This is a genomic window from Streptomyces sp. NPDC050806 (genome assembly GCF_055586425.1).
In genome coordinates, this window is the sequence record NZ_JBVJIF010000001.1 from 1,053,351 (window position 1) to 1,078,576 (window position 25,226).

Here is a 25,226-nt window from a genome sequence, read left to right on the forward strand (position 1 = left end):
GAGGACTCCCAGGAGGACCGAGCCGCGCCCTCCCGTAGCGACGGATCCTCGTCCCCCCAGGGGCGTGCCGCTCCGGCCGGCGCCAAGTCCGTTCTGTGGGACGGCGATGCCTCGCACGGTCTCGGGGTGTTCGGCACGACCCTGTGCGACTCCCCGGGCAGTGTCACCGTGGACAACTGGGGCACCGCGCGCGGGGACATCTTCAAGTTCAACAAGCCGATAGGCGTGCCACGATGCGAGGCGCACAACGTCAGGGCCGACGGCAAGGAGTACCCCTTCGCCGGCGGTAAGACCTACTGGTTCGGCTGGGATTCCATGACCAAGACCGGTGACGCGCAGACCGTCTTCCAGTGGAAGTCCAACGGGACCAACGACCAGAACGCGCAGAATTATCCGGTGCTGATGAAGGTGGAGGACGGCAAACTCAAGGTCTGGTACGTGGCGCCGGGCGAGAAATGGATATCGATCGGCACGGCGCCCTGGTCGCCCGGTGAGTGGCACACCATCCAGCTCGGCATCACCACCAGCTCCGCCGAATCCGGCACCCTCGCGGTCTATCTGGACGGCACCCGCATCGCCTCCCGCACCGACGCCCGCACCTGGGACGACCGGGGAAACAAGCCGCGGTGGGGCACCTACTGGGGCACCGACGACAGCACCGCCTCCATCAACTGGATCGACGGCCTGAAGATGGGCACTACCCGCGCCGACGTCGGCTGACCGCCCAGGGGCCCGTACCCGTGCCCCTGGACGACAACGGCCCCGGCCGATCCCGTGGGTTCACTATGATGTCGGTCCTTTCGTCTCGGCGTCATCATCGGCGTTGGGGTCATGCGTGGCGTTCCACTGCCCGGCCTGAGAGATTGGCCCCGGTGGTGAAGTCCAGGTCGTCGGCGCCCACGAGGGTGCCGAGCCTGCGCGGGCGGGCGGGGGTGCGGTGGGTGGCTTCGTAGAGCGACTCCACGGCGTCGCACCAGATGTCGAGATCGGGGGCCGCGCTGAGCTGGTGGGAGCGGGTTTTGGCGCGGCGGGAGGCACGGGCCCAGTTGGTGGGGTCGCGCAGGGACATCAGGGCGTGGATCCAGGCGTTGACGTCGTCGCGGTAGGCGAAGATGCCGGCTTCGCCCAGGGACTCGACGAGCCCGGGGGTGGGGTGGGCGATCACAGGGATGCCAGAGGCGAACGCTTCCACGGCAACCCGCCCCCAGGATTCGTACAGGCTCGGCATCAGCATGACGCGGGAGCGGCAGTACACGTGCTCGCGCATTTCCTTCCCCGGTACGCCGTCGATGACTTCGCAGTTGGGGAGTCGGGGTGGTGGCATGATCTGTTGTCCGTAGGCGCCGCGGACGCCGAGGAACTGCCATTCCGGGGTCCATGCGGCGATCTGCCAGAAGAGTTCGCCGCCTTTGTCGGGGTTGAGGTTCACCAGGGTGGCGTGGTCGCCGGGTTCCGTGCGGTATTCCTCGGCGAGTACGGGAGGGCGGACGACGACCGTGGTCTTGGGCAGGAATTCCTTGGGGTAGCGGGCGTAGAAGATCTCGCCGTCGCGTCGGATCCATTCGCTGTTGTAGACGACGAGGTCGGCACCGGCCGCGTTGTGGAAGCTGGTGGCGAAGTTGTCGTGGCAGATCACGATCACGGGGATCCGGCGGGCGGCGGCGAGACCGGAGACGAGCGGGACGTTCTCGAAGTGGGACAGCAGCACGTCCGCGCGCTGGGCGTGGGCGGCGAAATCGGTGCCCTCCTGGTAGGGGATGACCCGTACCCCATCGATGTCGTAGCTCTTCTCGATCGTCCCGGGGTGGGAGAGCCAGACCGTGACCCGGTGACCGCGCTCGGCGAGTGGGCGCAGCATGGAGTGCAGCATCCATTCCGAGCCGGCGTTGTGGGCCGGTGGGTAGCCGTAGACCCGGGCCGCTATGGACATGGTGCGCGAGGTGGGGGTTGCGGCCAGTCGGTGCGGGTGGGATGCCACCGTATCCACGTGCTGGTACTCCCTCTGGGGTGCGGGACCTGCGGAAACGTGCTTCGGTTGCCCGCCGGCGAGAGAGCGCCGGCGGGCGACCGGCCTTACGGGGCGGTGACGCGGAACAGCGTGGAGACCGGTTCCCGGTCACCCACCCGGAAGGTCAGGTACGTGTCTCCCGGCGAGGCGTGGCCGGTGGCCTGCACCGCGACCCAGAGCGTGGAGACCGACCCCTTGCCCGCCAGGGCCAGGTTCACGTCCTCGAACGTGAGGGTCTGCCCTGCCAGGGTCCCGGGGTAGTACGCGGTGCCCTGGCCGGCGCCCAGGACGGTCAGCTGGTAGCGGTCGTTGCGCTCGGCGACGAACTCCAGCCCCCTGTCCGGCGGGAGGCTCACGGAGACCCGCTGCCGGGGAACCTCGCCCACCTCCTCGGCGCGCACCCGTACGCCCGGGTAGCCGACCGACCCCGCCGGCGTCGGACGCAGGTCCCAGGAGGGCGGCGCCGACACCGAGAACCGGGCGGCGGACGCCCCGACCGCCAGGTTCACCTGACCGTTCAGCCGAGCGCCGTTCAGCCGCACGTAGAGCTGCATCGGCCCGTCGACGGCACCCGCCTGCAGCGCCCCTGCGGGGACGGTCAGCCACCCCTTGACGTCCGTCCGCGCCGAGTACGTCTGGGACGTGCGGTCCCCGGAGACGAAGTAGGAGCCGGTCGCGCGCGGCTCCAGCTCCAGCGTCACTTGCTGTGCGGACAGCGGCTGGTTGGCGCTGTCGAGGATGCGCACGGCGAACTCGCCGAACGCCTGGTCCCGCGGCGCGGTGAGCGGACGCTCCGAGGAGCTCTCCGGCCGCGTCCCCGAGATGGCGTACTGGCGGGCGGGGGCCGTGCGCCGGACGGCCATCCCGGCGTAGGAGGCGCCGCCGTGGTACCCCGGGTTGCATTGAGTGGTCTCGCCGTCCTGTGCCCCGTCTTCGAGGAAGCGTACGACGGCGGTGGGTCCCTGGGCGGTGAAGGTGAACGCGTGGCGTTGCCAGTTCGGGTTGTGGACACCCAGGGAGTCGCGCATTCCCTTGTTGTCGACATGCCATGTCTGGTCCTCGATGACCTTGTCGTAGCCGTCGAGGACCTCTACGCGGCCGTTGGCCCAGTTCTTGCTCTCATCGCGCCAGGGAGACTTGCCGGCCCAGTAGGAGACCTCGTACTCGGCTCCGTCCTCGGTGGGGATCTCCTGCCAGATGCCGCTGTACACCCGCTGCCCGTTGGCTTCGAGGAAGTTGGCCCTGCGCCAGTCCGGGAATTCCTTCCGGAACTCTTCCGGGAACCTGGCCACGTCGTTGTTCTGAGGGCCGGTCTGTTTGATGACGTCGAGGAACTGCTGCCCTCCTACAGGGCAACCGGGCCTGGTGTAGATGTGCCAGCCGGGCAGGTCGCCGCCGTCCCTGCCGACCTGCGGCATGATGGGGGACGCGACGTAGTAGAGATTGTCCCTGGGGCCCATGTCCGTGGCGGTCGGCAGCTGCTCGATGATCGGGTTCTTCAGCAGGTTCGGACGGGCGTTGTCGTTGTCGGTCGTGGCAACAGCGAGAGCCGCTGCCGTGGGGGCAGGCGATGACACAATTTCCTCCTTCACTCGGACTTGGTATGGAATCGGCGCCGACGGACGCGGACCGGGGCCGCGGGCCGGAGCTACTGGCTGATGCGGATGAGGGAGGAGGACGACGCGGGCTGGTTGCCGATGAGGAAGCTCAGGCTCGTGTCACCGGGGACGGCGTTGGCCAGCGCCTGCAGCTCGACCAGGACAGCGGACTTCGAGCCCTTTCCTGCCAGTGCGAGGTCGACGTTCCGGACGGTGAGCACCCGGCCGTCCGACGACACGGTTCCGTCGGGGGCCTCCTTCTGCACCCATTGCGCGCCCTGCATGACCCCGACGACCAGGCGGCCGGTGAACCGCAGCCCCTTGCCCTGGGGGAGCGTCACGGAGACCGTCTGGGGGGCGACCTTGCCGTCACCGGTGGCCTCTACCTCGACACCGGGGTACTGGATCTCCCCGTTGCGGTGCAGCGTCACCGGGCCGCCCGGTGAGAGCAGGAACTGGCCATGGCTCGGGGGCACGGGTGTCGGGGTGACCCCGCCGTCCGCCTTGTACTGGTAGTACACGCTGCCGATCTGGAAGGAGTCCTCGATCTTGGTGCGGTCCCAGCCGAGATTGCTCGGCGACCCGTCGGGGTTGCCGGCCTGGGGCCAGACCAGGAAGCGGTAGTACCCCGGCTTGTCGCCGTTCCGGCTGAAGTTGAGCGCGGGCAGCATCGTCTTGCGGCTCAGGTCGCCGCGGTCGGTGTGACCGTCGGCCTTCCACAGCTGCGGCTCGGGGGTCTCCCGCGAGGGGGTGCCGTCCTCGTGCACCAGCTGGTAGTACACGCGGTCGCTGTAGCTGCCCGGGGTGCCCGGCTGGACCGCACGCGGGTTGATGAGGTCGACGATGAACTTGTCGCCCGGGACGTAGCCGCTGTCCGAGACGTAGCCGAAACCGGCCTGGCTGTTCGGCTCGCCGCCCCAGTTGCGGTCGTAGGGCAGGCGGACGAAGGGGCGGCCCACGAGCGCCGAGTCGTTCCGGTCCCAGGTCGCGGCGAGGACATCGATCTGCGGGTCGGCAGTGCGCACCTCACCGTTGTCGAGCTTGACCGTCACGAGGATCCGGTACTGGAGGCTGGCGTCCCGGGGACGGGGGTCCCGGTCGACGTCGAGGTCGCCGCGGAGGGTGAAGGTGAGCACGTCGAAGCCGTCGTGCGGGGTGCGGTCGATGACCTCGTACTCCTGGTCGATGCCGCCCCGGCCGCGGGTGACCTCGCGGGCCTTGATGTCCGGGTTGCCGTCACCGCGGAAGGAGTACCGGACCTCCGTGATCCGCACGCCCGTCGGGACGCGCAGCCGGCCGTCGTACCGGAACTCCGAGTCCCACCAGGAGAATCGGTTCGCGTGACCAAGGGTCCGGATGCCCGCCCATTCCGGGTCCGAGGCGTCCCTGATTGCTGCAGAGGTGGTCATGCTGGCTCCTTGTCATACGCAATGTTCGGATGGAAGTGCATTGCGGGGTGGTCGACGTGAGCGCCGCACTTGACGGTCGCCGGTGCCCCGTTGTCGCGAGCCGGGCGAGCGGGAACATCGGCGTCCTGTCGCCGTGCAAGCGCGCGGGACCGGGCAGCGTGAGGCCATCACCACGAAGGCCGCACGCGGCATGCCCGCCTCAAGGGGCGCAGAAGGGCGCGTGGCCGACGAGAACTGCTTCGGCGACCCGAGAAGGCCCGGGATTTCTCCCGGTGAAGATCCGTACGTCACGACGTCCACGGCACACCGCAGGCGCTTGGCCTCGACGGACGGCCTGGGGGCGCTCGCCATCAGGTGTGTCGGCACCAGGGGGATGGTCCGGATCGCGGTCCGCGCCACTCCGCGGAACCGGGTGGTCGGCTGTGTCTGCGCCCTCTGAACCATTCCCGCACCGACCATCCCCCGAGTAGTACGAAATGAACTGAATGCGCTGATATGCCATGAGGTGCGCTGCACAAGGCTGACCCGGGGGTGGGGGTCGGCGAAAGGGGGGCGATGGACACGGACACGCTTACCTGCCAGGCAAATGGCGCGCCATATGCCGCACCAGGCGACAGCAGGCACCTCACCCATGCCACGCGATCAACGCGTCACCGTCCCAGGTGCCTCTTGCCGTAACTTCAGTTCGCCCCCAGCCCAGAGCGCCTCCTGCTGCGGCGGCACACATTGGCCGGGAGGTGCACAGGAAGAACAAGCCGGGTCCTTTGCGCATGTTGTGGTGACGCCCTACAGGTCACCTATCGGTCACGAACGCACCTCAAGAGCTTCGCTGACGGCCGGAGGCGTCGCGCGGCGGTGTGAGCATGTGGCGGCAGGCGCCGGCTCCCGGCACCTGCCGGTCAGGGCTATGCTCCGTGCCACTTGCTGTGGGGAGTTCGCGGCTCGTTGTCGGGGGGGGGCTTCGCGGCTCGCGGATGGTGTCTTCGTCAAACAGCCCGCCGCGGCCACCATGGGCGGGCGACGGGCTGTTCGGCGAGTCCACCGGATAGGTCACGCAACCGTACTGGAGCGCTACGAGCGGTCGGTGGCATGCTCCCGCAGGAAGGCCCCGGCGTGAGCGGCGGCCTCTTCCTTCGTCGCGTACCAGGTGTCTTCTTCAGCGGCGCCGCGCGTTTCGTCCGCGCCTTCGCCCGTCCAGGACCAGCCGCCGGATGCCGGGTCCTGAACCAAGTGGGCCGTGCCGCCGAAGAGTTCGAGCGTCACGCTCGTCTGCGCGGCCGCGGGGCGGGGGACCGCGTCGGGCCACTTCTTGCGCGCGCCCTGCCGGGTGATGCCCCAGACCGTACCCATCTGCTCGTAACTCGCCCCGTAGGAGCCGGCTGTCGCCGCCGCGATCGCTGTCAGGTGCTTGACCTCCGTATCCACCACTTTCCAGGCGGCAAGGACGGACAGTGTCACCTGAACGGGGTCCACCTCCCACATGCGGGCCTCGGGCAGACCCGACTCGCGAGAGCGGATGGCCGCTGCCAGCGGGTTGAGGGTATCGATGAGGGCCTTGCCCAGCTCCGCCCGCTCTTCGGGAGTGATCTCAATCGAAGGCATGCGACAACTATAGTTACCGCAAGCCCGTGTTGGCAACTTTAGTTTCCGTAACGGGGAATCAGGTGATCGCCCGACCGTCGATCCGCATCCCAGCAGGTGAGCCGGCCGAGTGGGAGTGTTTGGCGGAACGGTGCCTCAACGGCGGGTGCGGGCCGCTTTCCGGCTGTTTTTGCTGCCCGCGGAGGCGTCAGGGGCGGGGTGGGTGCGCCGCGCGGGGCAAGGCGGCAAGAGAGGGTGCTGGTCGGGCGGTGGCGAACGGGGTCGTGACCGGTGGCGTGATGACTGCGCCGAGCCTCTGGGGCGACATGGGACGGCACAAGACGGCGCGGGACGCTGGTTACGCTGGCGCCTCCGGTCCGGGCCGCGGAACAGGAGGCTTGTGCGTGACCGCTCTACTCCCCGATGCCGCCGGGTGGCTGGTGAAGCAACTGTCGACTGCCGCCCACTGGCTGACCACTCCGCTCTCCCTGGACGACTACGCCGGGCTGATCGATCCGCTGCTGAGCGCGCGCCCACTGTCCGGGAGGGTGGTGGCCGTGCATCCGGAGCACGCCGATGCGGCCACCCTCACCATCAGGCCCGGCCGCGGATGGACGGGGCACCGCGCCGGACAGTACCTGCCCGTCGGGGTCGAACTGGACGGGCAATGGGCGTGGCGTACCTACTCCCTCACCAGCCCTCCCCGCCGCCCTGGCCGTCCCGGCCGTCCCGACGGAACGGTGACGGTCACTGTGCAGGCCGTACCGGATGGGCAGGTCTCGCCACACCTCGTGCGCCACACCCCGCCGGGTACCCTGCTACGACTCGGCCCCGCCCAGGGGGACTTCATTTTCCCCGACCCTCCGCCGACGCGCGTGCTGTTCCTCACCGCGGGGAGTGGGCTCACCCCTGTCATGGGGCTGCTGCGCACGCTGATGGACCACACGCTGATGGACGCGGGCAACCATGCCACGGCCCACGGCCACCGCTACCCCTGCGGACCCCGCACGGAGGACGGAGGCCCGTACTCCGGTCCCGGTCCCGTTCCCGGTACCGACGTCGTCCTCGTGCACAGCGCTCCGACGCCGGAACGGACGCTCTTCCGGGACGAACTGCGGGCCGCTCAGAGAAAGTTCCCTTGGTTCCGTTTGCACGAACACCACACCAGGAGCCCGCGCGCCGGATCCGGTGGCAGGCCCGCCGCCCGGCTCACTCCGGCGCAGCTGACGGCGGTGTGCCCGGACTGGCGCGAGCGCGAGACCTTCGCCTGCGGGCCCGCCGGGATGCTGGACGCGGTCGAGGAACACTGGGCACAGGCCCGCTCGTCCGCACGGCTGCACGTGGAGCGGTTCCGGCCGCCCGCGCCGTTCGGCGCTCGTCTCTGTGGGGACGACGACAGCGGCAGCGGGGACACGGCACCGGTGTACTTTTCCCGATCCGGGGTTGAGGTGGTGGCCGCCCGCACCGTGCCGTTGCTGGACGTCGGAGAGGCGGCGGGGGTGGCGATGCCGTACGGCTGCCGTCGCGGCATCTGCTTCGGCTGCCTGGCACCGCTGTCCCACGGCCGTGTCCGTGATCTGCGTACCGGCGAGGTCCGCCAGGCCCACGCCGGGGGCGGCATGCAGCTGATCCAGACGTGCGTTTCGGCAGCCGCCGGCCCGCTCGCTCTCGCGCTCTGAGCGACCCGCGGGCCGCGGGTCGACAGGGCACCGCTCCGCGGGCCCGCGGGGGTAGCGCTCTGCCCGGCCGCCCTGCCGCGGCCACGGTGCGGGGCCCGCGACCACGCAGAACGCCTCCGCCCCCGGCACCAAGGAGAAAGCAGTGACCGTATCCGCCACGACCACCGCACCCCCGCAGGCGGCCGAGACTGAGCGGCCGTCACGTCCGTCATCGGCCGGTGACGACGTCGACACCGGTACGACCGATACCACCGATATCACCGATATCACCGATACCAACGGCGCCGCCGATACCACAGGCACCGACCACCTCTCACCGGAGCGGCTCGATGCCCTCGCCGAGGAGCTGGACGCGCTCCGGGACGAGATCCTCGCGGACCGCGGCGCGAAGGACGCGGGCTACATCCATACGGTGATCGCTGTTCAGCGCGGCCTGGAAGCGGGCGGCCGGGCCGCCCTCGCGGTCTCACTCTTCCCGCCCGCCTGGCTGGGCGGCACGGCCATGCTCGCCACCGCCAAGCTCCTGGCGACCGGCGAACTCGGTCACAACATCCTGCACGGCCAGTGGGACTGGATGGGCGACCCCGCCGTCCACTCCACCACCTGGGAGTGGGACTTTCTCCCGCCGGCGGACCTGTGGAAGGACGCCCACAACCACCGGCACCACGTCTGGGCCAACGTAGTCGGGCGCGACCGCGATTTCGGCTACGCGCTGATGCGCCTGAGCCCCCGGCAGCCCTGGAGCCCCGTCCACCTGGCCCAGCCGCTCCTGAACGCACTCTTCGCCCCGTTCTTCGAGCCAGGGATCGCCCTGTACGACCTCGCGTTGGACGAGGTCATTCGCGGCCGCAAGTCGCCCCGGCGGCTTCTGAGCGAGTTGCGCACACTGGCCGGGAAATCCGCCCGCCAGCTCGCCAAGGATTATCTGCTCTTCCCCGTGCTCGCCGGACCGTCCGCGCTGCCCTGCCTGTTGGGGAATCTGACCGCCAACACGGTGCGCAGTCTGTGGCTGCACGTACTCCTTGAATCTGGGCACTTCCCGTGGGACGTACGGGTCTTCACCGAGGAGGAAGTCGCCGACGAGACACCGGGGCAGTGGTACCTGCGCCAGATCCAGGGGGCCGCCAACTTCGGCGGCGGGCCCCTCTTCCACATCCTCACCGGCAACACCGGCTACCAGATCGAGCACCATCTCTTCCCCGATCTGCCCAGCAACCGTTACGGGGAGATCGCACCCCGGGTGCGTGACATCTGCCGCCGGTACGGCATCCCGTACGTGACCGGCTCGCTGCCTCGACAGTACGCATCCTGCTGGACCCGCATCCTGCGGTACTCCCTGCCGCTGAGCTGAACGCTCCGCGCGCGCTGTACCGGCGACCACGGACGTCTCGGCTGCGGCAGACAGGGGTGGGCAGGGCTCCGGCGTGCCCCGCCCACCCAGACACGCGGCGCGCGGTCGGCCTCGCGCAGCGAGCTCAGCCGGCCGGTGTGGGGTGTGGGGCGTCAGGCGGGGGTGAGGTTGTTGCGGGCGAGGGTGGTGAACTCGGTGGCCGAGACCTCCTTTTGCGCGTCGACGCTGGGGGCCGGCCCGCTGAGGGTGGGGAGTGTGAGCGCCTCGACTTCGGTGGTGGGGAAGTCCTCGCGGGCCAGGCCGAGGGTGACGTGGGGCCAGAAGCCCTCCTCGACGATGTCCAGTCCGCGGGTGATCTCTTCCTGGATCCGGGCGAGTTCGGGGGTGTGCTCGACGCCCAGCCGGACCTGTTCGCCCTTTTGGACGGTCTGTTCGTTGTGGCGGTAGGCGGGGTCCTTGGCCAGGGTCCAGCTGGCGTGGCGGATTTCTCCGGTCAGGCGGATAGTGGGGGCGGTCCAGGAGCGCTCGTTGATCAGGGTCTTGGCCTGTTCGAGCTTCTTCTTGTCGGCGTTGTGCAGGAAGCCCAGTGTGATGTGGATGTGCTCGGGGTGCTGGGGGTCGACGCGGTTGTCGCAGTGGTGTTGCAGCTCGACCAGGGCGTCGACGAGCTCGGGGGGAACGCGTAGGCAGAAGAACACGTTCGTGGTCTGACGATCGGTCGGGGCGGTGTCCCCTTTGCCTCCTTTCAGGCCGAGGGTGCTGTGTGCTTGGTCGGTGGCGCGGTCGAGGAATCCGGGCATCACTGCCTCCGAAGTCGTTGTCGGTTCATGCCCGTCCGAGGGTCAGCCGCGGACGGGTCCGGGTGTCATGCGGCGGCCGGTCCCCGTGGTGGCGGACAGCCCGCCCTCTGCTGGTTGGTGGTGGTCGCCCCACCTTCCAACGGTGCGTCGGGCGGGCGGATGCGGCATGCCGGGGACGGTCGGACGGGTTACGTACGCGACGAGCGAGGCTGCCGGTCCGCCAGGGATGATGGATCCGTGTTCAGGAGCCACCCGTGCCACCCGAGCCGAGCCACCTCGGAGCGTCATACAGCCAGCGTCCGGGTGGCGCGTGGTGCCGAGCCGTGCCGGTGCCGGATATCGAGGCTGGGGGCGTAGCCCTGTCGGGGGAATCCCACCACCCAGTCGAGTTGTGTCCCTGTCTCGTGCGCGTTGCGCCTTGGCCTCATGGGGCATGTCTGCGGCGATCCTCGGGGCCCCCGAAACTCGGGCACGTGAGATGTGAACACCCATGCGCGCAAGCTCTCCGGGGCGTAACTCCCAGGGCTGCTCGCGTCCTTGGCGCGATGCTGTCAGTGCGGCAATTCAACGAAATGCCCGGCTGGCCGAGTGGGAGGGCCGCGCCCACGAGACGCTCCGGCCGCCAATTCCGTGGGTGTCCGAGGTGGCTCGCGCTCGTGTCGCTGACAGCTTCTGAGTGCTTCAGACTGCTTCTCCAGGATCGCGCCCGGGGACACGACACAGAGACTTACGAGGAGGAGCAATGACCGATATCCGTGTCAGCGGTACCGTGCCGGATGCTCCTGGCGCCTCCACGGACCGAGGTGACCTGCAGACGCAGGGATACGCTCGCTACGATCCGCAGGATTTGGCGCTGGACGCATACGGTGGAGTGTGGCCAGATGACCTGGCGCGACTCACTCGCGCCTTCGCCGACCTGCCGCATGACCGGTACGCCCCTGCCGAAGCGAATCGGTTCCGCCGTTTCGCCAATGCCGTTTACCTTCCCTGGGACGACACCCTCTCCTGGGTGCCCGGCAAGCCCGACCCGGAATACGGCAGCGTCGCTGAGTTCCGACAGTCACACCACCCCGACCACCAGGATGGACGGCACCTGCCCGATATCCCTCTGGATATCCGCAACAATGAGCTGTTGGTGCACTTGCTGCGCCTTGACGTACGGCGAACCCTGTGGCGGCAGGAATACCAGCGAAGCCCGCTGTACCTCTCTGCCCATCTGATGAGGTTCGCCCCGCACAGGGCAGACGAAACGGCCGTTGCCTCTCCCAACTGCATCCATCAGGACGGCAACGACACCTTCGTCTTCGCGCACCTGATCAGCCGCAGCAATGTCGTCGGCGGCGACAACCTCATCACCCGCCCGGAGTACGCCGGTCGGCAGCCCCATGAGGTGCCACCGAGCGATATCCACGCGGCGTTCACCCTCAATGAGTCCCTGGAGTCGTACGCCATCTACGACCGCCAGGTCAGCCACTACGTTGCCCCGATGCGGCGCGGCGATGGCCCAGGCCCTGGCGAGCGCTGCGTTCTCCTTGCCGGCATCGGGGCCTACGGCCCTCGGCTGTGATTCCCGCAGCTTTTTGTCGGTACTCACGTCCGTGCGGATGTCGACCGCCCTGCCCGGGCGCGCGGGGTTGGCGGTCGCGATCGACGCCGAATGGGTGGCGACGGCTGCGGAAGATTGCTCCGTCGGCCCTGTCGTCCCTGTCGGCGTAGTCGCGTCGATGGGGCGTGAATAGGGTGGGTACGTCGAGTGCCCCGACAGCCGCCCCGTCGGCTCAAAACCGGAGAGTGGCCCATGACCGATGCCGCAGCCTTGAGCACAGCGCTCGCTACAGAGAGCCTCGCCCGGGAGGGAGACAGCGGAGGCCCGAAACACCTCTTGCGGGTGAACGACCTGACGTTCGAAGTGCTGGCGGACCTCCTGGCATTGGCCCGCCAAATGAAACAAGAACCACGGGGATGGTCCCAGAGCCTTCAAGGTGCCGTGTTGGGGTGCGTATTCGAGAAGCCCTCGACGCGCACGCGGGTATCGCTTGCCACGGCAGCCCACCGGCTCGGCATGACTGCAATCGTACTGAACCGGCAGGAGATGCAGCTCGGACATGGCGAATCGTTGGAGGACACGACCAGGGTGCTGTCTTCCTACCTGGACGCGATCTCCGTTCGGACTTTCGAGCACCGCATCGTCGAGCGCATGACGGCCGTATCGACGATTCCGGTCATCAACGCCCTCACCAACACGCATCACCCCTGCCAGTCACTGGCTGACCTCTTGACCCTCCAGGAGCACTTCGGCAGTTTGAGCGGCCTGCGGGCCACCTACGTCGGAGACGGCAAGAGCAACACATGCAATTCCTTCCTGGAAGCGTGCGCGGCAACCGGTATGCATGTGACCCTCGCCAGCCCGCTCGGTTACGAGACCGACGAGGAAATCCTCGCCGATGCCCGCCGGGTCATGGCTGACACCGGTGGCTCGGTGACCCTCTCCTCGGACCCGCCCTCTGCCGTGCGGGAGGCCCAGGCCGTGTATGCCGAGATCTGGGCACCCATGGACAAGAAGGAAGAACACGCCCAGAGGGCCGAAGACCTGGCCGCTTACCGCGTGGATGGCGCCCTGCTCTCCCACGCTGCCGCCGACACCATGGTGCTGCACTGTCTGCCCGCTGTGCGGGGCGAGGAAATCACCTCTGAGGTGCTCGATGGGCCGCAGTCCCTCGTCTGGCGACAAGCAGCCAACCGCTTGCCCACTACTCAGGCCCTCTTGCACACGCTCATCGGCGCCGGCGGCTGACCTGTTGCTTGCCCGGATCGCGTGCCGGCCGGTGCGCGTGCCGGCCGGTCCGCGGGCCCGTGCGTGTGTCGGCGGTCCGCGGGCCCTCCGGCCGGGAGCGACCAGCGCCTCGAAGCGCCGGCTGACGCGTACCGTGCGACGGCGTCAGTGGGCATGTGGCGGGTTGGCGGTGCCGTCTTGTTGTTCGGGTCATACGTCGGACCACGTGTGCGTGAGTGTCCGGGCGACGTTCAGGAACAGGGCTGCGGCGGGCGTGGCGTGTACGGGGCGCCAGAGGAGTTCGAGGTCGATGGTGGGCAGGCCGGGGTCGGTGAGGGTGAGCGGGACGATCTCGGCCGAGGCCAGGCCGGCCGCCATGGAGGCAGGGACGAGGGTGAAGCTGTCGGGGTCGTCCAGGCGCACGTGGCGCAGGCCGGGGACGGGGTCCTCTTCGTAGGCGAAGGTCTGGCCGGTCTGTTCCAGGGCGGTGGTGAGGAGGGCGTGGTGGGCGGGAGCGTAGCGGGGCGAGTAGAAGCGGAAGGTCTGGCCTGCGAAGTCGCGCAGGCGCGCTGAGGTGCGGCCCGCGAAAGGGTGGCGGGCGCCGACGAGGGCGGCCAGCGCCTCGCGGCGCAGGGGCTGACGAGCGTATGCGGGGTGGTCGGGCAGGGTGTGGGCGAGAACGACGTCCAGCTCGCCCGCTGCGAGGGCGGTGTCCAGGTCCGGTGACCAGCCCTCGCGGGCTTCCACGGTAAGTCCCGGATGTTGTTCGTGTACGGCGGCCAGCAGGCGCGGGAGGGTGTCGTAGGCGGCGGAGAGGACGTAGCCCAGGCGTACGCACCCCAGTTCTCCGCGCCCGGTGCGCGCGGTGCGTTCGACGAGCCGGTCGGTGCGGGTGAGGATCTCGCGGGCACCTTTGAGGAAGACGGCGCCGGCCTCGGTGAGCCGGACCGGCCGGCGCTGGAACAAGGGGGTGCCGAGGTGGTCTTCGAGGGCGCGGATCTGGCGGCTGAGGGGCGGTTGCGCGATGTGCAGGCGTTCGGCGGCGCGGGTGAAGCTCTCTTCCTCGGCGACCGCGATGACGTACCGCATCAGCCGCAGATCAATCTCCATACCTTCAGGGTATCGGCAGGTACCTATTCGATCTTCGACAGCGGCCCCGGGGCCCGCCGACAATCGAGGCCGTGAGTACTACCTCCCCGACCTCCTCGACCTCGCAGACATCGCCGACGTCCTCGACCTCGCCGACCCCCTCGTCCGCTTCTCGCCGTCGGCTGGTGCTGGCGATCTGCTGCACGAGCCTGTTCATCGTGACGCTCGACAACACCATCCTGCAGATCGCCCTGCCCTCCCTTCAGCGGGACCTGCACGCGCCGCTGTCCGGGCTGCAGTGGACGATCGACGCCTACACCCTGGTGCTGGCCTCCCTGCTGATGCTCGCCGGATCGCTGGCGGACCGGTTCGGGCGGCGCAGGGTGTTCATGGCCGGGCTGACCGTCTTCACCGTCGGCTCCGTGCTGTGCTCCCTCGCGCCGACACTGCAGTGGCTGATCGTTTTCCGGATGGTGCAGGCGGTCGGTGGCTCGATGCTCAACCCGGTGGCCATGTCGATCATCACCCACACCTTCACCGACCGCCGTGAACGCGCCCGCGCGATCGGCGCCTGGGGCGCGGTGGTGGGCTTGTCGATGGCGGCCGGGCCTCTGGTCGGCGGCCTGCTGGTGGACACCGCGGGCTGGCGCTCGATCTTCTGGATCAACCTGCCCGTCGGCCTCGCCGCTCTGATGGCGACCCGCCTGTTCGTCCCCGAATCCCGTGCCGAGACCGCCCGCCGTCCCGACCCGGTCGGCCAGCTTCTCGTGATCGCCCTGCTGGCCCTGCTCACGTACGCGATCATCCACGCTCCCGACACCGGGTGGGCCTCGCCCGCCACCCTGGTCCGCGCTGCGGTCAGCCTCATCCTCCTTGCCGCCCTGACCTGGTACGAACTGCGACGTGAGGAGCCGCTGATCGAGCTGCGCTGCTTCCGTTCCGCACCCTTCACCGGCGCCGCCCTCAATGCCCTGGCCAGCTTCTCGACCCTGGGCGGCTTCCTGTTCCTGACCACCCTCTACCTGCAGAACGTCCGTCATCTGTCGGCTCTGCACGCCGGTCTGTGGCTGCTGCCCATGGCCGTGACAGTCTTCGCCTCCGCTCCGCTGTCCGGACGTCTCGTCGCGCGCGTCGGCCCCCGCCCGCCGCTCTTCGTCGCCGGCTGCGCGATCACCGCCAGCGGCACCCTGTTCGCGGCCTTCGACGGGCAGACCCACACCTGGTCCATGATCCTTGGCTGTGCCCTGTTCGGCACGGGGTTCGGCTTCGTCAACGCCCCCGTCACCCACACCGCCGTCTCCGGCATGCCCATCTCCCAAGCCGGCGTGGCCTCCTCGCTGGCCTCCACCTTCCGGCAGACCGGCAGCGTCCTCGGCATCGCCGTCCTCGGTGCCGTCCTCGCCTCCCACCTCGACCCGCACGCCTACGCCGCCACGTACACCGCCGCCGCCCGCCCCGCCTGGTGGATCATTGCCGGATGTGGCCTGACCGTCGTCGTCATCGGCCGGCTCACCAACACCCGCCACGCCCATGACTCCGACGGAGAACCCGTCCGAGAACCCGACCGGCTCGCGAACAAGCTGGTCAGGTAGCACTGCCGAGATCATTCCCGGGACAACTCTCAGACTGGGCAGATCACGCACAGGTGAAACTTCCGGAGTTCGGGGGCGCGTTGGCCACGTAGAACTCTCCGTCGTCGCCCTTGGGGCAGCTCCACAGGGTGGGGGCCTGCGTATCTCGTACCCCAACCCGAGTCGCTCGGGCTGGGGTACGACACAGCGCCGAGCCGTTGGGGACAGTAAAGGCAGCCGAAGGGACGTGATCCGATCCGCCGCGATCAGCTCAAGGGCGCTTGCGGGCAATTGCGGTCAACGGTTACGGAGCGTGGTGGTAGGAGTGTTGGCTGGTGTCCTCAGCACACGCAGTGGGCGTGCGGCCGCGCAGGGGGAGGCAGTTCGTACGTGGTGGCGGAGGAGCGACGGGTGGGGAACCTGGTCCTACCGCGGACGGGCACGGTCGATCGCTCGGCGGAGCTGGCGGAGATCCAGCGGCTGTTCGACGGGTCCTCGGATGAGGGGGCGGAGGGGCCGGCACGGCTGGTGACGCTGACCGGAGTGGGCGGAGTGGGGAAGACCCGAGTGGCGCTGAATGCCGCCGCCGCGCTTCAGCCCCGCTTCCGCGACGGCGCCTGGCTCGTGGAGCTCTCACCGCTGCGCTCAGGTGCCCTGCTGGCGCATGTCATTGCCGAGGCGCTGCCGCTGGCCGACCAGACAGCCCGGCCGATGATCGACGTGGTGGCGGAGTATCTGGCCGAGCGGGAGCTGCTGCTGGTGCTGGACACCTGCGAGCATCTGACCGATGCCTGCGCGCTGGCCGCCGAGGCGCTGTTGTGCGCGGCACCCGGCCTGCGGATTCTGGCCACCAGCCGCCGCACCCTGAACCTCGTCGGCGAACGGATCCTGACCATCGAGCCGCTGCCGGTGCCAGGGGTTGGCGATGCGCGGTCGGGTACGGCGGACGCGGTGGTCCTGCTGACGATGCGCGCTCACGAGGCGGTGCCCGGATTCACGGTTTCCGAGGCCGACCGCGCGGAGCTGGTACGGCTGTGCCGACGGCTGGACGGGCTGCCACTGGCGATCGAACTGGCCGCGGCCCGCCTGCGCGACCTGCCGGTACGGGAGCTGACCGCACGGCTGGACGACCGCTTCGCCGTCCTCGGCGACACCGACACCATCGAAGGAGACGCCGAACCCCCCTGGCATCAGGCCCTGCGCACCACCATCGGCTGGAGCCACCAGCTGTGCACCCCCGCCGAACGGCTCCTGTGGGCCAGACTGTCGGTCTTCGCCGGCAGCTTCGATGTCACGACGGCCCGGCAGATCTGCGCCGACCGCCACCTCCCGGCACAGCGGATCCCCGCAGTCCTGGGCACCCTGGCCGAGAAGTCGATCCTGATCCGGGAAGCGACCAGGGGCGGCGAGCGCTACCGGATGCTGGACACCATCCGCGAGTACGGGGCCCACTGGCTGCGCGGCCTCGGCGAGGACGACGCGCTGCGCCGTCGCCACCGGGATCACTACCTGGCACTCGCCCGCCGGGGCGACGCCGCTTGGATCGGGCCCGACCAGTTCGCTTGGTATGACCGGATCACCGCCGAGCACGACAACCTCCGCGCCGCCCTGGAGTACAGCCTGACCGAAGCCGAGGGCCACACCGCGCTGGAGCTGGCCGGCGCACTGTGGTTCTTCTGGCGTGCCTGCGGCTTCCTCAAGGAGGGCCGGTACTACCTGGAGCGGGCCCTGGCCGCCGACACCACTCCCTCCCGGGCGCGGGCGAAGGCCCTGTACATCTGCGGCACGCTCCTGCTCCACCTGGGCGACCTGCCCGCCCTCGAAGAGTGCGCCGCCGAGTGCACCGCCCTGGCCGCACACTTCGGTGAAACGGAGCGGACGTACGCGACGGCCACCGACCTTCGAGTGGCGGCCCTGCGCGGTGACCCGGCACGGACGGTGTCCCTGGCCGAGACCTTGCTCGCCACGGACTGGCGCGAGAAACCGCTCGCCTTCTTTCCTCTGGTGACCCTGGTGATCGGCGCCCACACGCACATCACTTCGGGACGCATGGAGGAGGCGTTCACCTTGCTGGACGAGCTGAGCGCCGTCTGCGACCGCAACGGCGAGCGCTGGATGCGCGCCTGGGGCGACTTCGTCCGTGCCCAGGCCGAGCTGGCACTGGGCAGGTTCGAGGAGGCACATGAGCACGCCCGGGCCGCCCTGCTCGTCGCGCGCCGACTGCGCGACGGCGGGGGCACCGGCTTTGCCCTCGACTCGCTGGCCCGATCCGCCGCCGCCATGGGGCACAGCCGGGACGCCGCCTGGCTGCTCGGCCTGGCCACGCAGCTGTGGGACACCCTCGGCCGGCCGCAGGCGGGCGTCCCCACGCAGGTGGCCGCCCGCCAAGCCTGCGAACAGCACACCCGCGCCGCCCTCGGCGACCGCGCCTACCAACGCGCCTTCGACACCGGCTACACCACCGACCTGGACACCGGCATCACCCACGCCCTCGCCCCCAAGCCGCGCCTCTAGATCGCGCCCCGGACAGTACGGGCCCCTCCTCCTGACCTGGCTCACCAGCCCGCCGCCCCCACCCCCCCGGTCGAACAGGGGACGGCCGTGGATGTCGGGTACGGCACGGCGGATTACCGGCCGGCGTACTCAGCAACGGTTGTGGCAGAGAAGGGCGTTCACCCCGCCCCGCCGTCGAGCAGCCAGTTGAAGCGCAGGCGTAGGGCCCGTTCCGTGCTGGCCGCCAAGGTGGCGACGCCGACCGCGATGTTGCCCCACATCGGCAGGTCGATGGGTGAGTTGAGGGTGCCGGTGTGCTGGGCGATGGCCTCGGGCTTGGTGAGCTGTTCGAGGAGTTGTGGGATGAGGAGGGCCAGGGCGGCGACGAGAATGCACGCTGAGAGGAGACCGATCGTGCGGCTCAGCGCTGGGTGCGCGCGGTGGAGGCGCGCGCGGCGCCCTTCGGCGGAGGCGGGATCCGGGACGAGCTGGTACTCGTCCCCCTCGGTGGTGACGTAGTGGCAGCGCTTGAGGCCGAAGGCGCTCATCTTCACTTCGATGGAGCCGCCCGGGACGGGGAAGACGGCAGGGAGCCTGGACTCGGCGTGCAGCCTGCCGTCGAGGTACAGGTGGGCTTTGACGTCTCCGGAGGACTGGTTCTGCCAGTGCCTGACGTCGACGGCATAGACCGCCTCCCGGCCGTTGGCGGTACGGGCCGTCTGCCGACTGTCGGCGGTGTGGAACGTGTGCCGGCTGTCGACGGTACGGAACGTCTGCCGGCCGCCGACAGTACGGACCGTCTGCAGGCCGTCGATGTCCGTCAGCCGCAGATGGAACAGCGCGCGGAAGGGCAACTGCCACCAGCGGAATCGCTTCAACGGTCGCCCGTCCCCGGGCTCGACCCGCTGCGTGACCCGACGGTGCCGCCACTCCTTGATCATGTGTCTCGCTCCCGTCACTTGCTCGGCTTCGCCGCGCACACCAGGTCCTTGGCCGGGCGCTGTCCTGTGGTCAGGAACGCTGTCGCCGCATCGTTCGCGCACGTGTTGCTGCCGAACGGGTAGACGCCGTACCCGCCCTGATCGGCGATCACCATCCTGGCCCGTTCGCCGAATGCCCGCCGCAACTGCTTGGCACCGGCCAGCGGTGTCCCCGGGTCGCGTTCGTTCTGCACCATGAGCACGTTCGACGGGCCCTGGTCGCCGATGCGCACCGGGGGCTCGACCTGCTTGTCCGGCCAGAACGCGCACGGTCCGATGCTGCCCGTGGACCCACCCACCATCGGGTACCGCAACTGGTCGATCGCGGCATTGCGCTGGTAGTCCCGGACCTGCCCCGGCCAACGGGAGTCACCGCAGATCACGTAGAGGCGACTGGCCAGGAGGTTCTCCGAGACCGGCGGGGGAGGCGGCACCGGCCTGCCCTTGTCGAGCGCCTGCCAGTTCTCGGCCAGCGTGGGCATGAGGCCGTCGACGTAGAGGCGGTCGAAGGTCAGCCCGCGGAACAACGTCCCGTCGATGCCGTCGGCCGGTTTGGCGTCCAGCCGCTTCGCGAGTTCGAAGAACTTGGCGGTCACCTGCTTCGGTGTGGTGCCCAGTCCGTATTGGGGGTGCGCGGCCGCGAACGCGGCGAAGTCCGGGAAGCGGTCCTCCATCCCGCGAGCCATCAGGCGGAAGGCCGTGAGGTCGTAGCCGCCGGGGCCCATGTTGCTGTCGAGTACGATCCGGTCGCTGCGCCCGGGAAACATCGTCGTGTACACCGCGCCGAGGGTGCTGCCGTAGGAGGCGCCGAGGTAGGACAGCTTCGGCTCGCCCAGCGCCGCCCGTATCCGGTCCATGTCGCGCGCGGTATTCGCGGTGGTGGTGTACGGCAGCATCCACGCCGTCGGTGAGGTGGCGCACTGCCGGGCGATGGTCCGCGCGTACTTCGCCTCCTTGGCGACGTCGGCCGCGGTGTGCGCGTACGGCGGGAAGTTGCCCCGCTGTTGCTGCTGCGGCGTCAGGTCGCAGGTGACCGGCGTACTGCGGCCGACGCCACGCGGATCGAAGCCGATGACGTCGTAGGAGTCCAGCACGTCCTTCGGCAGTCCCGCGGCGGCGAGGAGGGCCGGGTAGCCGAGTCCCGAGCCGCCGGGGCCGCCCGGGTTGGTCAGCAGCACACCGCGGCGCTTCGAGGGGTCCTTGCTCGCCAGCCGGGAGACCGCGATCTCGATGTGCCGGCCGTTGGGTTTGCGATAGTCCAGCGGGACGTCGAGCGTCGCGCACTCAAGACGGGGCTGCTTGTCGCCCCTCTGCGTGCCGGCGCTCTGCGAGCCGGCCCCCTGCGAGTCGGCCTTTTGCGTGTCGACCTCCTGGGAGTGGGCCGCTTGCGAGTCCGTCTTCTGCGCCTCGGCATCGGGCTCCTTCGGGCACGGGCCCCACCGCAGGGAGCTCTGCGTGGCTGCCTCCGTGGCTGTCTGCGTGGCTGTCTGCGTTGCCGTCACCGTGTCCGGCGTTGCCGCCGCCGATACTCCCGTTATCGCGGTCGCGGTGACCGTGGTAGCGGTAAGGGCGAGGTAGAGGGTCTTCCTGCGCATCCGATGTCCTCCTCAGGGCGCACGAGGTGCGCGTAGGCGGGCGGGGTTCCGGCGTGCGGTTCCGGCGGTTCCGGTGATTCCAACGGTTCCGACGGTTACGGCACGTGATCGACTCTGCGCCCTCGACGCCCCCGGCACATCAGCCCGGCGGCTCGAACCGTCTTCGACCACCGTCGAGACGGTTATTCGACTCCGGTCGAAGGCGTCTCGGCCTCTGGTCTGAGGCACCGGTCGCACGGCCCCGCGATAATGACCGGGTGAACACGGACCTCGCGCCACGCCTCGGAGGGTGGCAGCTGACCTGGCGCTTGGCGGCGGCCGCGGCAGTGGGCGCCCTGACCTGGATCTACACCGGTGTGCTGCTGAACTGGCAGGGGGCCGAGGCGGGCCCCTGGTTCCACATCGGTGATCCGCTGGTGGCTCTCGGCTGCCTGACGGCGCTGCTGTGGCGGCGGCGGTTCCCACTCGCCGTCGCCATCACGGTCGTGCTCGCTTCGGCCGTATCGGCGGCCGCCACCGGCGCGGCGCTTCTGGCACTCGGCTCGATCTCCACCCGTCGCCGCCCGGTGGAGATCGGAGGCGTGGTGCTGGCCTACGTGACCGGGGCACAGTTCAGCGTCGCGCTCTACCCGGTCCAGAGCTCGCCGGGCTCGTGGTGGCTCCGGCTCATGCTGCCGGCGTTGACCGCGGGCATCGCGGTGGCCGTGGGCATGGCCGTCGGCGCCAGGCGTGTCGAGGTGCGGTCCTTGCGGGACCGGGCGCAGAGCGCGGAACGCGAACAGACGGCCCGCGCGGAGCAGGCACGGGCCCTGGAACGCAACAGGATCGCCCGCGAGATGCACGACGTGCTCGCGCATCGGATCTCCCTGGTCGCCATGCAGGCCGGAGTGCTTGACCACCGCCGGGACCTGGCAGCCGAGGAGAGCCGCATGCTGGTCCGGGGCATCGCGGACGGCTCTCACCAGGCGCTGGAAGAACTACGGGACGTCCTCGGTGTGCTCAGGGCGGATCCGGGCCGCCCGGAACCACCACAGCCCTCCCTCGACGGCATCCCCGAGCTGGTGGCCGATGCCCGCTCCTCCGGACTGGACGTCCAGCTCAGCACCACCGTTACGGGAAGTCCGTCCGACGCTCTCGGACGCACCTGCTACCGGATCGTGCAGGAAGGACTCACCAACGCTGCCAAACACGCCCCGGGCGCACGCGTGCACATCACCCTCGAAGGCACAGCCGGCGGCACACTGCAGGTCAACGTCCGCAATTCCCGGCACACCGCACGCACCGAACACACCGCACGCACCGGACCACCACCGGCATCGGGATTCGGCCTGCCCGGCCTCACCGAACGCGTCACCCTCGCCGGCGGGCAACTGGACCACCGCCCCACACCTGACGACGGATACCTCCTCACCGCACAACTACCGTGGCCGAACCACCCCAGCGAAAAGAGAACTTAAGTGGACAGCCAGCGGAAGCCGGTGCGCGTCGTCATCGTCGACGACGAACAACTGGTACGGATGGCGCTGCGGCTCGTCATCGACGGCGAACCGGACCTGACCGTCGTCGCGGAAGCGGCCGACGGGGACGCCGCGATCACCGCGGTGGAGGAGCAGCAGCCGGACGTCGTACTGATGGACGTACGCATGCCAGGCCGCGACGGTCTCAGCGCGACCCGCGAACTCCTCGCCCGGCCTGCGCCGCCACGGGTGCTCATGCTGACGACATTCGACTCCGACGACCTGGTGCTGGGCGCACTGCGCGCGGGAGCACTCGGATTCGTCCTCAAAGACACCCAGCCGCCGCAGATCCTCGACGCGGTGCGCACCGTCGCGGACGGCAATCCCGCGCTGTCTCCGGCGGCCACGGCACGGGTGATCGCCGCGGCCACCGCACCGCAGTCCTCGCACGCCCGCGACTCGTCCCGCGAAGCCGCACGGAAGCAGCTGTCCACACTGACCGAACGAGAACTCGAAACCGCCCGGGCCATCGCGGACGGACTGGACAACCCGGAAATCGCCCAGCGGCTCCACATCAGCGTCGCAACCGTCAAGGCACACACCAGCAGCCTCTTCGCCAAGCTGGCAGCCCAAAACCGGGTACAGATCGCACTCCTGGTCCGCGACGCAGACCAATGACTGCGCTGACCGCAACCGTTGACCGCAATCTATGAGCGCAATGACGTGCCTTACTCACGCCGATCGTGTGCGGTTGCGGGCCGCCAACTGCGTTGACCGACCCTCGCGCGCCCGCTGAGAGTGCTGTTCACGCCGCCCGGAACCAGACCCCCAAGGATGTCGAACGGGCGTCCACGGTCTCCGTCATCATTCGCGACGGCGAGGGCCCGATGTCCGCGTAGCCCGCAGTAGTCATTGCCGTCCCAGTAACCACACGGTGCCACGGGCTTGCACGGAGGCGAGCGTCCGTCGGTTCGGGGACACGCACCCGGTACCAGCACGCAAGACTAGAGGTAGAACTGCTGGGCCCACTTGCGGTAGGCGCAGATGGGGCCGTCGCCGTCGTTGAGCTTGGGGTGAGGCACGTAGGTCTTGTGGTGGAAGATCTGGAAGTCGGGTGCCGCGTCACGCACGGTCCACTTGTTGATCAGCGTGCCGGCAGCCGATTCCGTGGGACGGCGGGGGAGGAGGCGCAGGGGCGCAAGGAGGCCACCGAGGTCGATGACTGTAGCCGCTGTGTACCAGAGGCGGATGCGCCAGGGCCCGATGCGGGTGGCCAGTACCCAGGCATCAGCGGTGACGCGACGCCCGACCGCGAGTTTCACGTGGAGGGCCCGCAGGCCGGCAATGGTGAACTTGGCCCTGTTGGGGATGATGCCGAGCACGGGAAGAGCCGTAGGCAGCAATGGCACCGAGACGGGTGGCGGAGACGCCGTCGACTACGGCCACCTCCCCGAACTGCACAAGGCGGGGCTCCGTACCCCCCGGTGCCGTTCAATTCCCTGTCGAGGTGCCCCTGGGCGGTACGCAGATGATCGGTCGCGATGTCGAGGGCTGACGCCAGAGCGGACTCCCACACATCACGACTCACCTCCCGCAGTGCTTCCGGAGGCAGTCGGGCGCCGGGCTTCGAGTTCGCGTCGGCGTGCGCGGCTTTGAGGGCCAGAGTGAGGGGCAGCGTGAAATTCCCGCGGTCGGCGTCGAATGCGGCGGTCTTCGAACGGGTGACGGCCGTGCCTTCCAGCCATGTCCGAGCATCCTCGACGTCGTCGATCAATTGGAAGCCCACGCCGAACTCGCGTACTGCCGAACGAAGATGGGTGAGGCCGACCGGCCAGAATGGGCTCGACATACAGCCTACGAGGAGTCCCAGCTCCATCATCGAGGAAGTCTTGCCGATGTGGATGGTCTCGTGGGTGGAGCGGGCCTTGAGCAGGCCGAGCCCGTTTTCCTCGCGTAGTTGCGCGACGTTGACTCGCTGGAATGCCTCGATGAACGCCCGCGTCAGTTCGGCGCGATCCTCGCACACAAGGGCCAGCGCCCGGACGGCGACAAGGTTTCCGATCAGCAGCGCTTGCTCCATGCCGACTGCCTTCCAGAGCGTCGGTAAACCGCGGCGCAGTATGCCCTGGTCCAGGATGTCGTCGTGAATGAGTGTGGAGGTGTGGAGCAACTCCAGGGAGGTGCACCGCAGGATGAGGCGATCCGAGATCACACCTGCGGCAGCAGCCGCCAGTCGCGAACGAAGCATTCTGCCGGAGGCAAGGTTCCTCGCATGATTCTCAAGGCGGTACGGGAGAAGAATGCGTCTGTATTCGTCCTGGAGTTCGGAAGCGAGTCGCGAGGTGAACGCGGCGAGAGCCGGGCGACTTGTGATTGCTGCCGGTTCTTCTTCTTGAGGCCCGGAGGGAGGCTTAACTTCCGGTACATCCACGGTCATCCTTAAGAGAGGCTGGCGGTCCGGGAGGATCGGATGTGGCCGACGGTTGTTTGCCGTTGATGGCTCCAGGAGAAGACCTGCCCGGCCCTCCGGATGCTCCGGCCGATGACTGAGAACTGTGGGCATCGGCGGTTGTGGAGTTGCTGGCCACGGAGGATCGGAGCAGCGCCGGGCTACGAGTACGCATCATTCGTGGATACGGTTCGGCATCGGCATCGACGCCGGCAAGGGGCATCGCTGGGATTCCTCATCCAGCAAGATTTGTTGCTGTTAAGGCCGGCTCGACGGGATTCGTCAAAAATCTCGCCCAAGGCCCTCCGGCTTCCGTCGCGATTCATGAATCACGTGGCCACGCATCGCGCCGATCAGTGGGCCGAGGAGCAGTTCCTCTGCTCCAGATCTCAA

At 69.0% G+C, this 25,226-nt stretch carries 19 protein-coding genes; 9 read left to right on the plus strand and 10 right to left on the minus strand.

Features of this window, described 5'->3' with window-relative positions; genetic code table 11:
* Positions 1–126 precede the first annotated feature (126 nt).
* Complete coding sequence (locus tag ACZ6WH_RS04735; RefSeq protein WP_469725982.1) at positions 127–720, plus strand: heparin lyase I family protein; 594 nt, start codon at positions 127–129, stop codon at positions 718–720.
* Positions 721–829: 109 nt separating this feature from the next.
* Here ACZ6WH_RS04735 and ACZ6WH_RS04740 read toward each other — a convergent pair whose 3' ends face one another.
* From ACZ6WH_RS04740 to ACZ6WH_RS04755, 4 genes are all read right to left on the minus strand, one after another.
* Positions 830–1,930, minus strand: a complete 1,101-nt coding sequence (locus ACZ6WH_RS04740; RefSeq protein ID WP_469726277.1) for a glycosyltransferase family 4 protein — start codon at positions 1,928–1,930, stop codon at positions 830–832.
* Positions 1,931–2,073: 143 nt separating this feature from the next.
* On the minus strand, positions 2,074–3,585 hold the full coding sequence (locus tag ACZ6WH_RS04745) for a hypothetical protein (RefSeq protein ID WP_469725984.1): 1,512 nt from the start codon (positions 3,583–3,585) through the stop codon (positions 2,074–2,076).
* A 71-nt stretch (positions 3,586–3,656) separates the two neighbouring features.
* Positions 3,657–5,015, minus strand: a complete 1,359-nt coding sequence (locus tag ACZ6WH_RS04750) for a hypothetical protein (protein WP_469725985.1) — start codon at positions 5,013–5,015, stop codon at positions 3,657–3,659.
* Positions 5,016–6,086: 1,071 nt separating this feature from the next.
* A complete protein-coding gene (locus tag ACZ6WH_RS04755; RefSeq protein WP_469725986.1) occupies positions 6,087–6,617 on the minus strand; it encodes a hypothetical protein in 531 nt (176 codons plus the stop codon).
* A 383-nt stretch (positions 6,618–7,000) separates the two neighbouring features.
* On the opposite strand from ACZ6WH_RS04755, the gene ACZ6WH_RS04760 reads away from it, so the two are divergent.
* Both ACZ6WH_RS04760 and ACZ6WH_RS04765 read left to right on the plus strand, forming a co-directional pair.
* Entirely contained in the window at positions 7,001–8,275 is a 1,275-nt protein-coding gene (locus ACZ6WH_RS04760; RefSeq protein ID WP_469725988.1) for a ferredoxin reductase, read from the plus strand.
* 265 nt (positions 8,276–8,540) lie between these two features.
* Positions 8,541–9,626 (plus strand): fatty acid desaturase family protein, encoded by a 1,086-nt coding sequence (locus ACZ6WH_RS04765; protein ID WP_469726279.1) that lies wholly within the window; start codon positions 8,541–8,543, stop codon positions 9,624–9,626.
* Positions 9,627–9,778: 152 nt separating this feature from the next.
* Here ACZ6WH_RS04765 and ACZ6WH_RS04770 read toward each other — a convergent pair whose 3' ends face one another.
* Positions 9,779–10,426 (minus strand): 2'-5' RNA ligase family protein, encoded by a 648-nt coding sequence (locus ACZ6WH_RS04770; RefSeq protein ID WP_469725989.1) that lies wholly within the window; start codon positions 10,424–10,426, stop codon positions 9,779–9,781.
* Between the two features lie 742 nt (positions 10,427–11,168).
* On the opposite strand from ACZ6WH_RS04770, the gene ACZ6WH_RS04775 reads away from it, so the two are divergent.
* Both ACZ6WH_RS04775 and argF read left to right on the plus strand, forming a co-directional pair.
* Entirely contained in the window at positions 11,169–11,993 is an 825-nt protein-coding gene (locus ACZ6WH_RS04775) for a 2OG-Fe dioxygenase family protein (protein WP_469725991.1), read from the plus strand.
* Positions 11,994–12,224: 231 nt separating this feature from the next.
* Entirely contained in the window at positions 12,225–13,220 is a 996-nt protein-coding gene (gene argF / locus ACZ6WH_RS04780) for an ornithine carbamoyltransferase (protein ID WP_469725993.1), read from the plus strand.
* Positions 13,221–13,409: 189 nt separating this feature from the next.
* Here argF and ACZ6WH_RS04785 read toward each other — a convergent pair whose 3' ends face one another.
* Positions 13,410–14,309, minus strand: a complete 900-nt coding sequence (locus ACZ6WH_RS04785) for a LysR family transcriptional regulator (RefSeq protein ID WP_469725995.1) — start codon at positions 14,307–14,309, stop codon at positions 13,410–13,412.
* A gap of 161 nt (positions 14,310–14,470) precedes the next feature.
* Here ACZ6WH_RS04785 and ACZ6WH_RS04790 point away from each other — a divergent pair, with 161 nt between their 5' ends.
* A complete protein-coding gene (locus ACZ6WH_RS04790) occupies positions 14,471–15,880 on the plus strand; it encodes an MFS transporter (protein WP_469726281.1) in 1,410 nt (469 codons plus the stop codon).
* Positions 15,881–16,270: 390 nt separating this feature from the next.
* Entirely contained in the window at positions 16,271–18,373 is a 2,103-nt protein-coding gene (locus ACZ6WH_RS04795; protein ID WP_469725996.1) for an ATP-binding protein, read from the plus strand.
* Between the two features lie 158 nt (positions 18,374–18,531).
* Here the strand turns inward: ACZ6WH_RS04795 and ACZ6WH_RS04800 are convergent, their stop codons facing one another.
* Positions 18,532–19,293, minus strand: coding sequence for a hypothetical protein (locus ACZ6WH_RS04800; protein ID WP_469725998.1), 762 nt, complete (start codon positions 19,291–19,293; stop codon positions 18,532–18,534).
* Positions 19,294–19,307: 14 nt separating this feature from the next.
* A complete protein-coding gene (locus ACZ6WH_RS04805) occupies positions 19,308–20,927 on the minus strand; it encodes an alpha/beta hydrolase (protein WP_469726000.1) in 1,620 nt (539 codons plus the stop codon).
* A gap of 257 nt (positions 20,928–21,184) precedes the next feature.
* Between ACZ6WH_RS04805 and ACZ6WH_RS04810 the strand changes: the two genes are divergently transcribed.
* On the plus strand, positions 21,185–22,384 hold the full coding sequence (locus ACZ6WH_RS04810; protein WP_469726001.1) for a sensor histidine kinase: 1,200 nt from the start codon (positions 21,185–21,187) through the stop codon (positions 22,382–22,384).
* Positions 22,385–23,062, plus strand: a complete 678-nt coding sequence (locus ACZ6WH_RS04815; protein WP_469726002.1) for a response regulator transcription factor — start codon at positions 22,385–22,387, stop codon at positions 23,060–23,062.
* 326 nt (positions 23,063–23,388) lie between these two features.
* Here ACZ6WH_RS04815 and ACZ6WH_RS04820 read toward each other — a convergent pair whose 3' ends face one another.
* Both ACZ6WH_RS04820 and ACZ6WH_RS04825 read right to left on the minus strand, forming a co-directional pair.
* A complete protein-coding gene (locus ACZ6WH_RS04820) occupies positions 23,389–23,766 on the minus strand; it encodes a hypothetical protein (RefSeq protein WP_469726003.1) in 378 nt (125 codons plus the stop codon).
* Positions 23,703–24,815: a polyprenyl synthetase family protein gene (locus ACZ6WH_RS04825; protein ID WP_469726004.1), complete on the minus strand. Its 1,113-nt coding sequence runs from the start codon at positions 24,813–24,815 to the stop codon at positions 23,703–23,705. Before ACZ6WH_RS04825 ends, ACZ6WH_RS04820 begins: the two co-directional genes overlap by 64 nt.
* Positions 24,816–25,226 lie beyond the last annotated feature (411 nt).

Bases quoted from the DNA above. Each gene is read 5' to 3' on its own strand.
- ACZ6WH_RS04770 (WP_469725989.1), bottom strand. From the start codon at position 10,426: ATGCCCGGATTCCTCGACCGCGCCACCGACCAAGCACACAGCACCCTC.
- ACZ6WH_RS04740 (WP_469726277.1), bottom strand. From the start codon at position 1,930: ATGTCCATAGCGGCCCGGGTCTACGGCTACCCACCGGCCCACAACGCC.
- ACZ6WH_RS04800 (WP_469725998.1), bottom strand. From the start codon at position 19,293: ATGATCAAGGAGTGGCGGCACCGTCGGGTCACGCAGCGGGTCGAGCCC.
- ACZ6WH_RS04750 (WP_469725985.1), bottom strand. From the start codon at position 5,015: ATGACCACCTCTGCAGCAATCAGGGACGCCTCGGACCCGGAATGGGCG.
- ACZ6WH_RS04755 (WP_469725986.1), bottom strand. From the start codon at position 6,617: ATGCCTTCGATTGAGATCACTCCCGAAGAGCGGGCGGAGCTGGGCAAG.
- ACZ6WH_RS04775 (WP_469725991.1), top strand. From the start codon at position 11,169: ATGACCGATATCCGTGTCAGCGGTACCGTGCCGGATGCTCCTGGCGCC.
- ACZ6WH_RS04805 (WP_469726000.1), bottom strand. From the start codon at position 20,927: ATGCGCAGGAAGACCCTCTACCTCGCCCTTACCGCTACCACGGTCACC.
- ACZ6WH_RS04785 (WP_469725995.1), bottom strand. From the start codon at position 14,309: ATGGAGATTGATCTGCGGCTGATGCGGTACGTCATCGCGGTCGCCGAG.
- argF (WP_469725993.1), top strand. From the start codon at position 12,225: ATGACCGATGCCGCAGCCTTGAGCACAGCGCTCGCTACAGAGAGCCTC.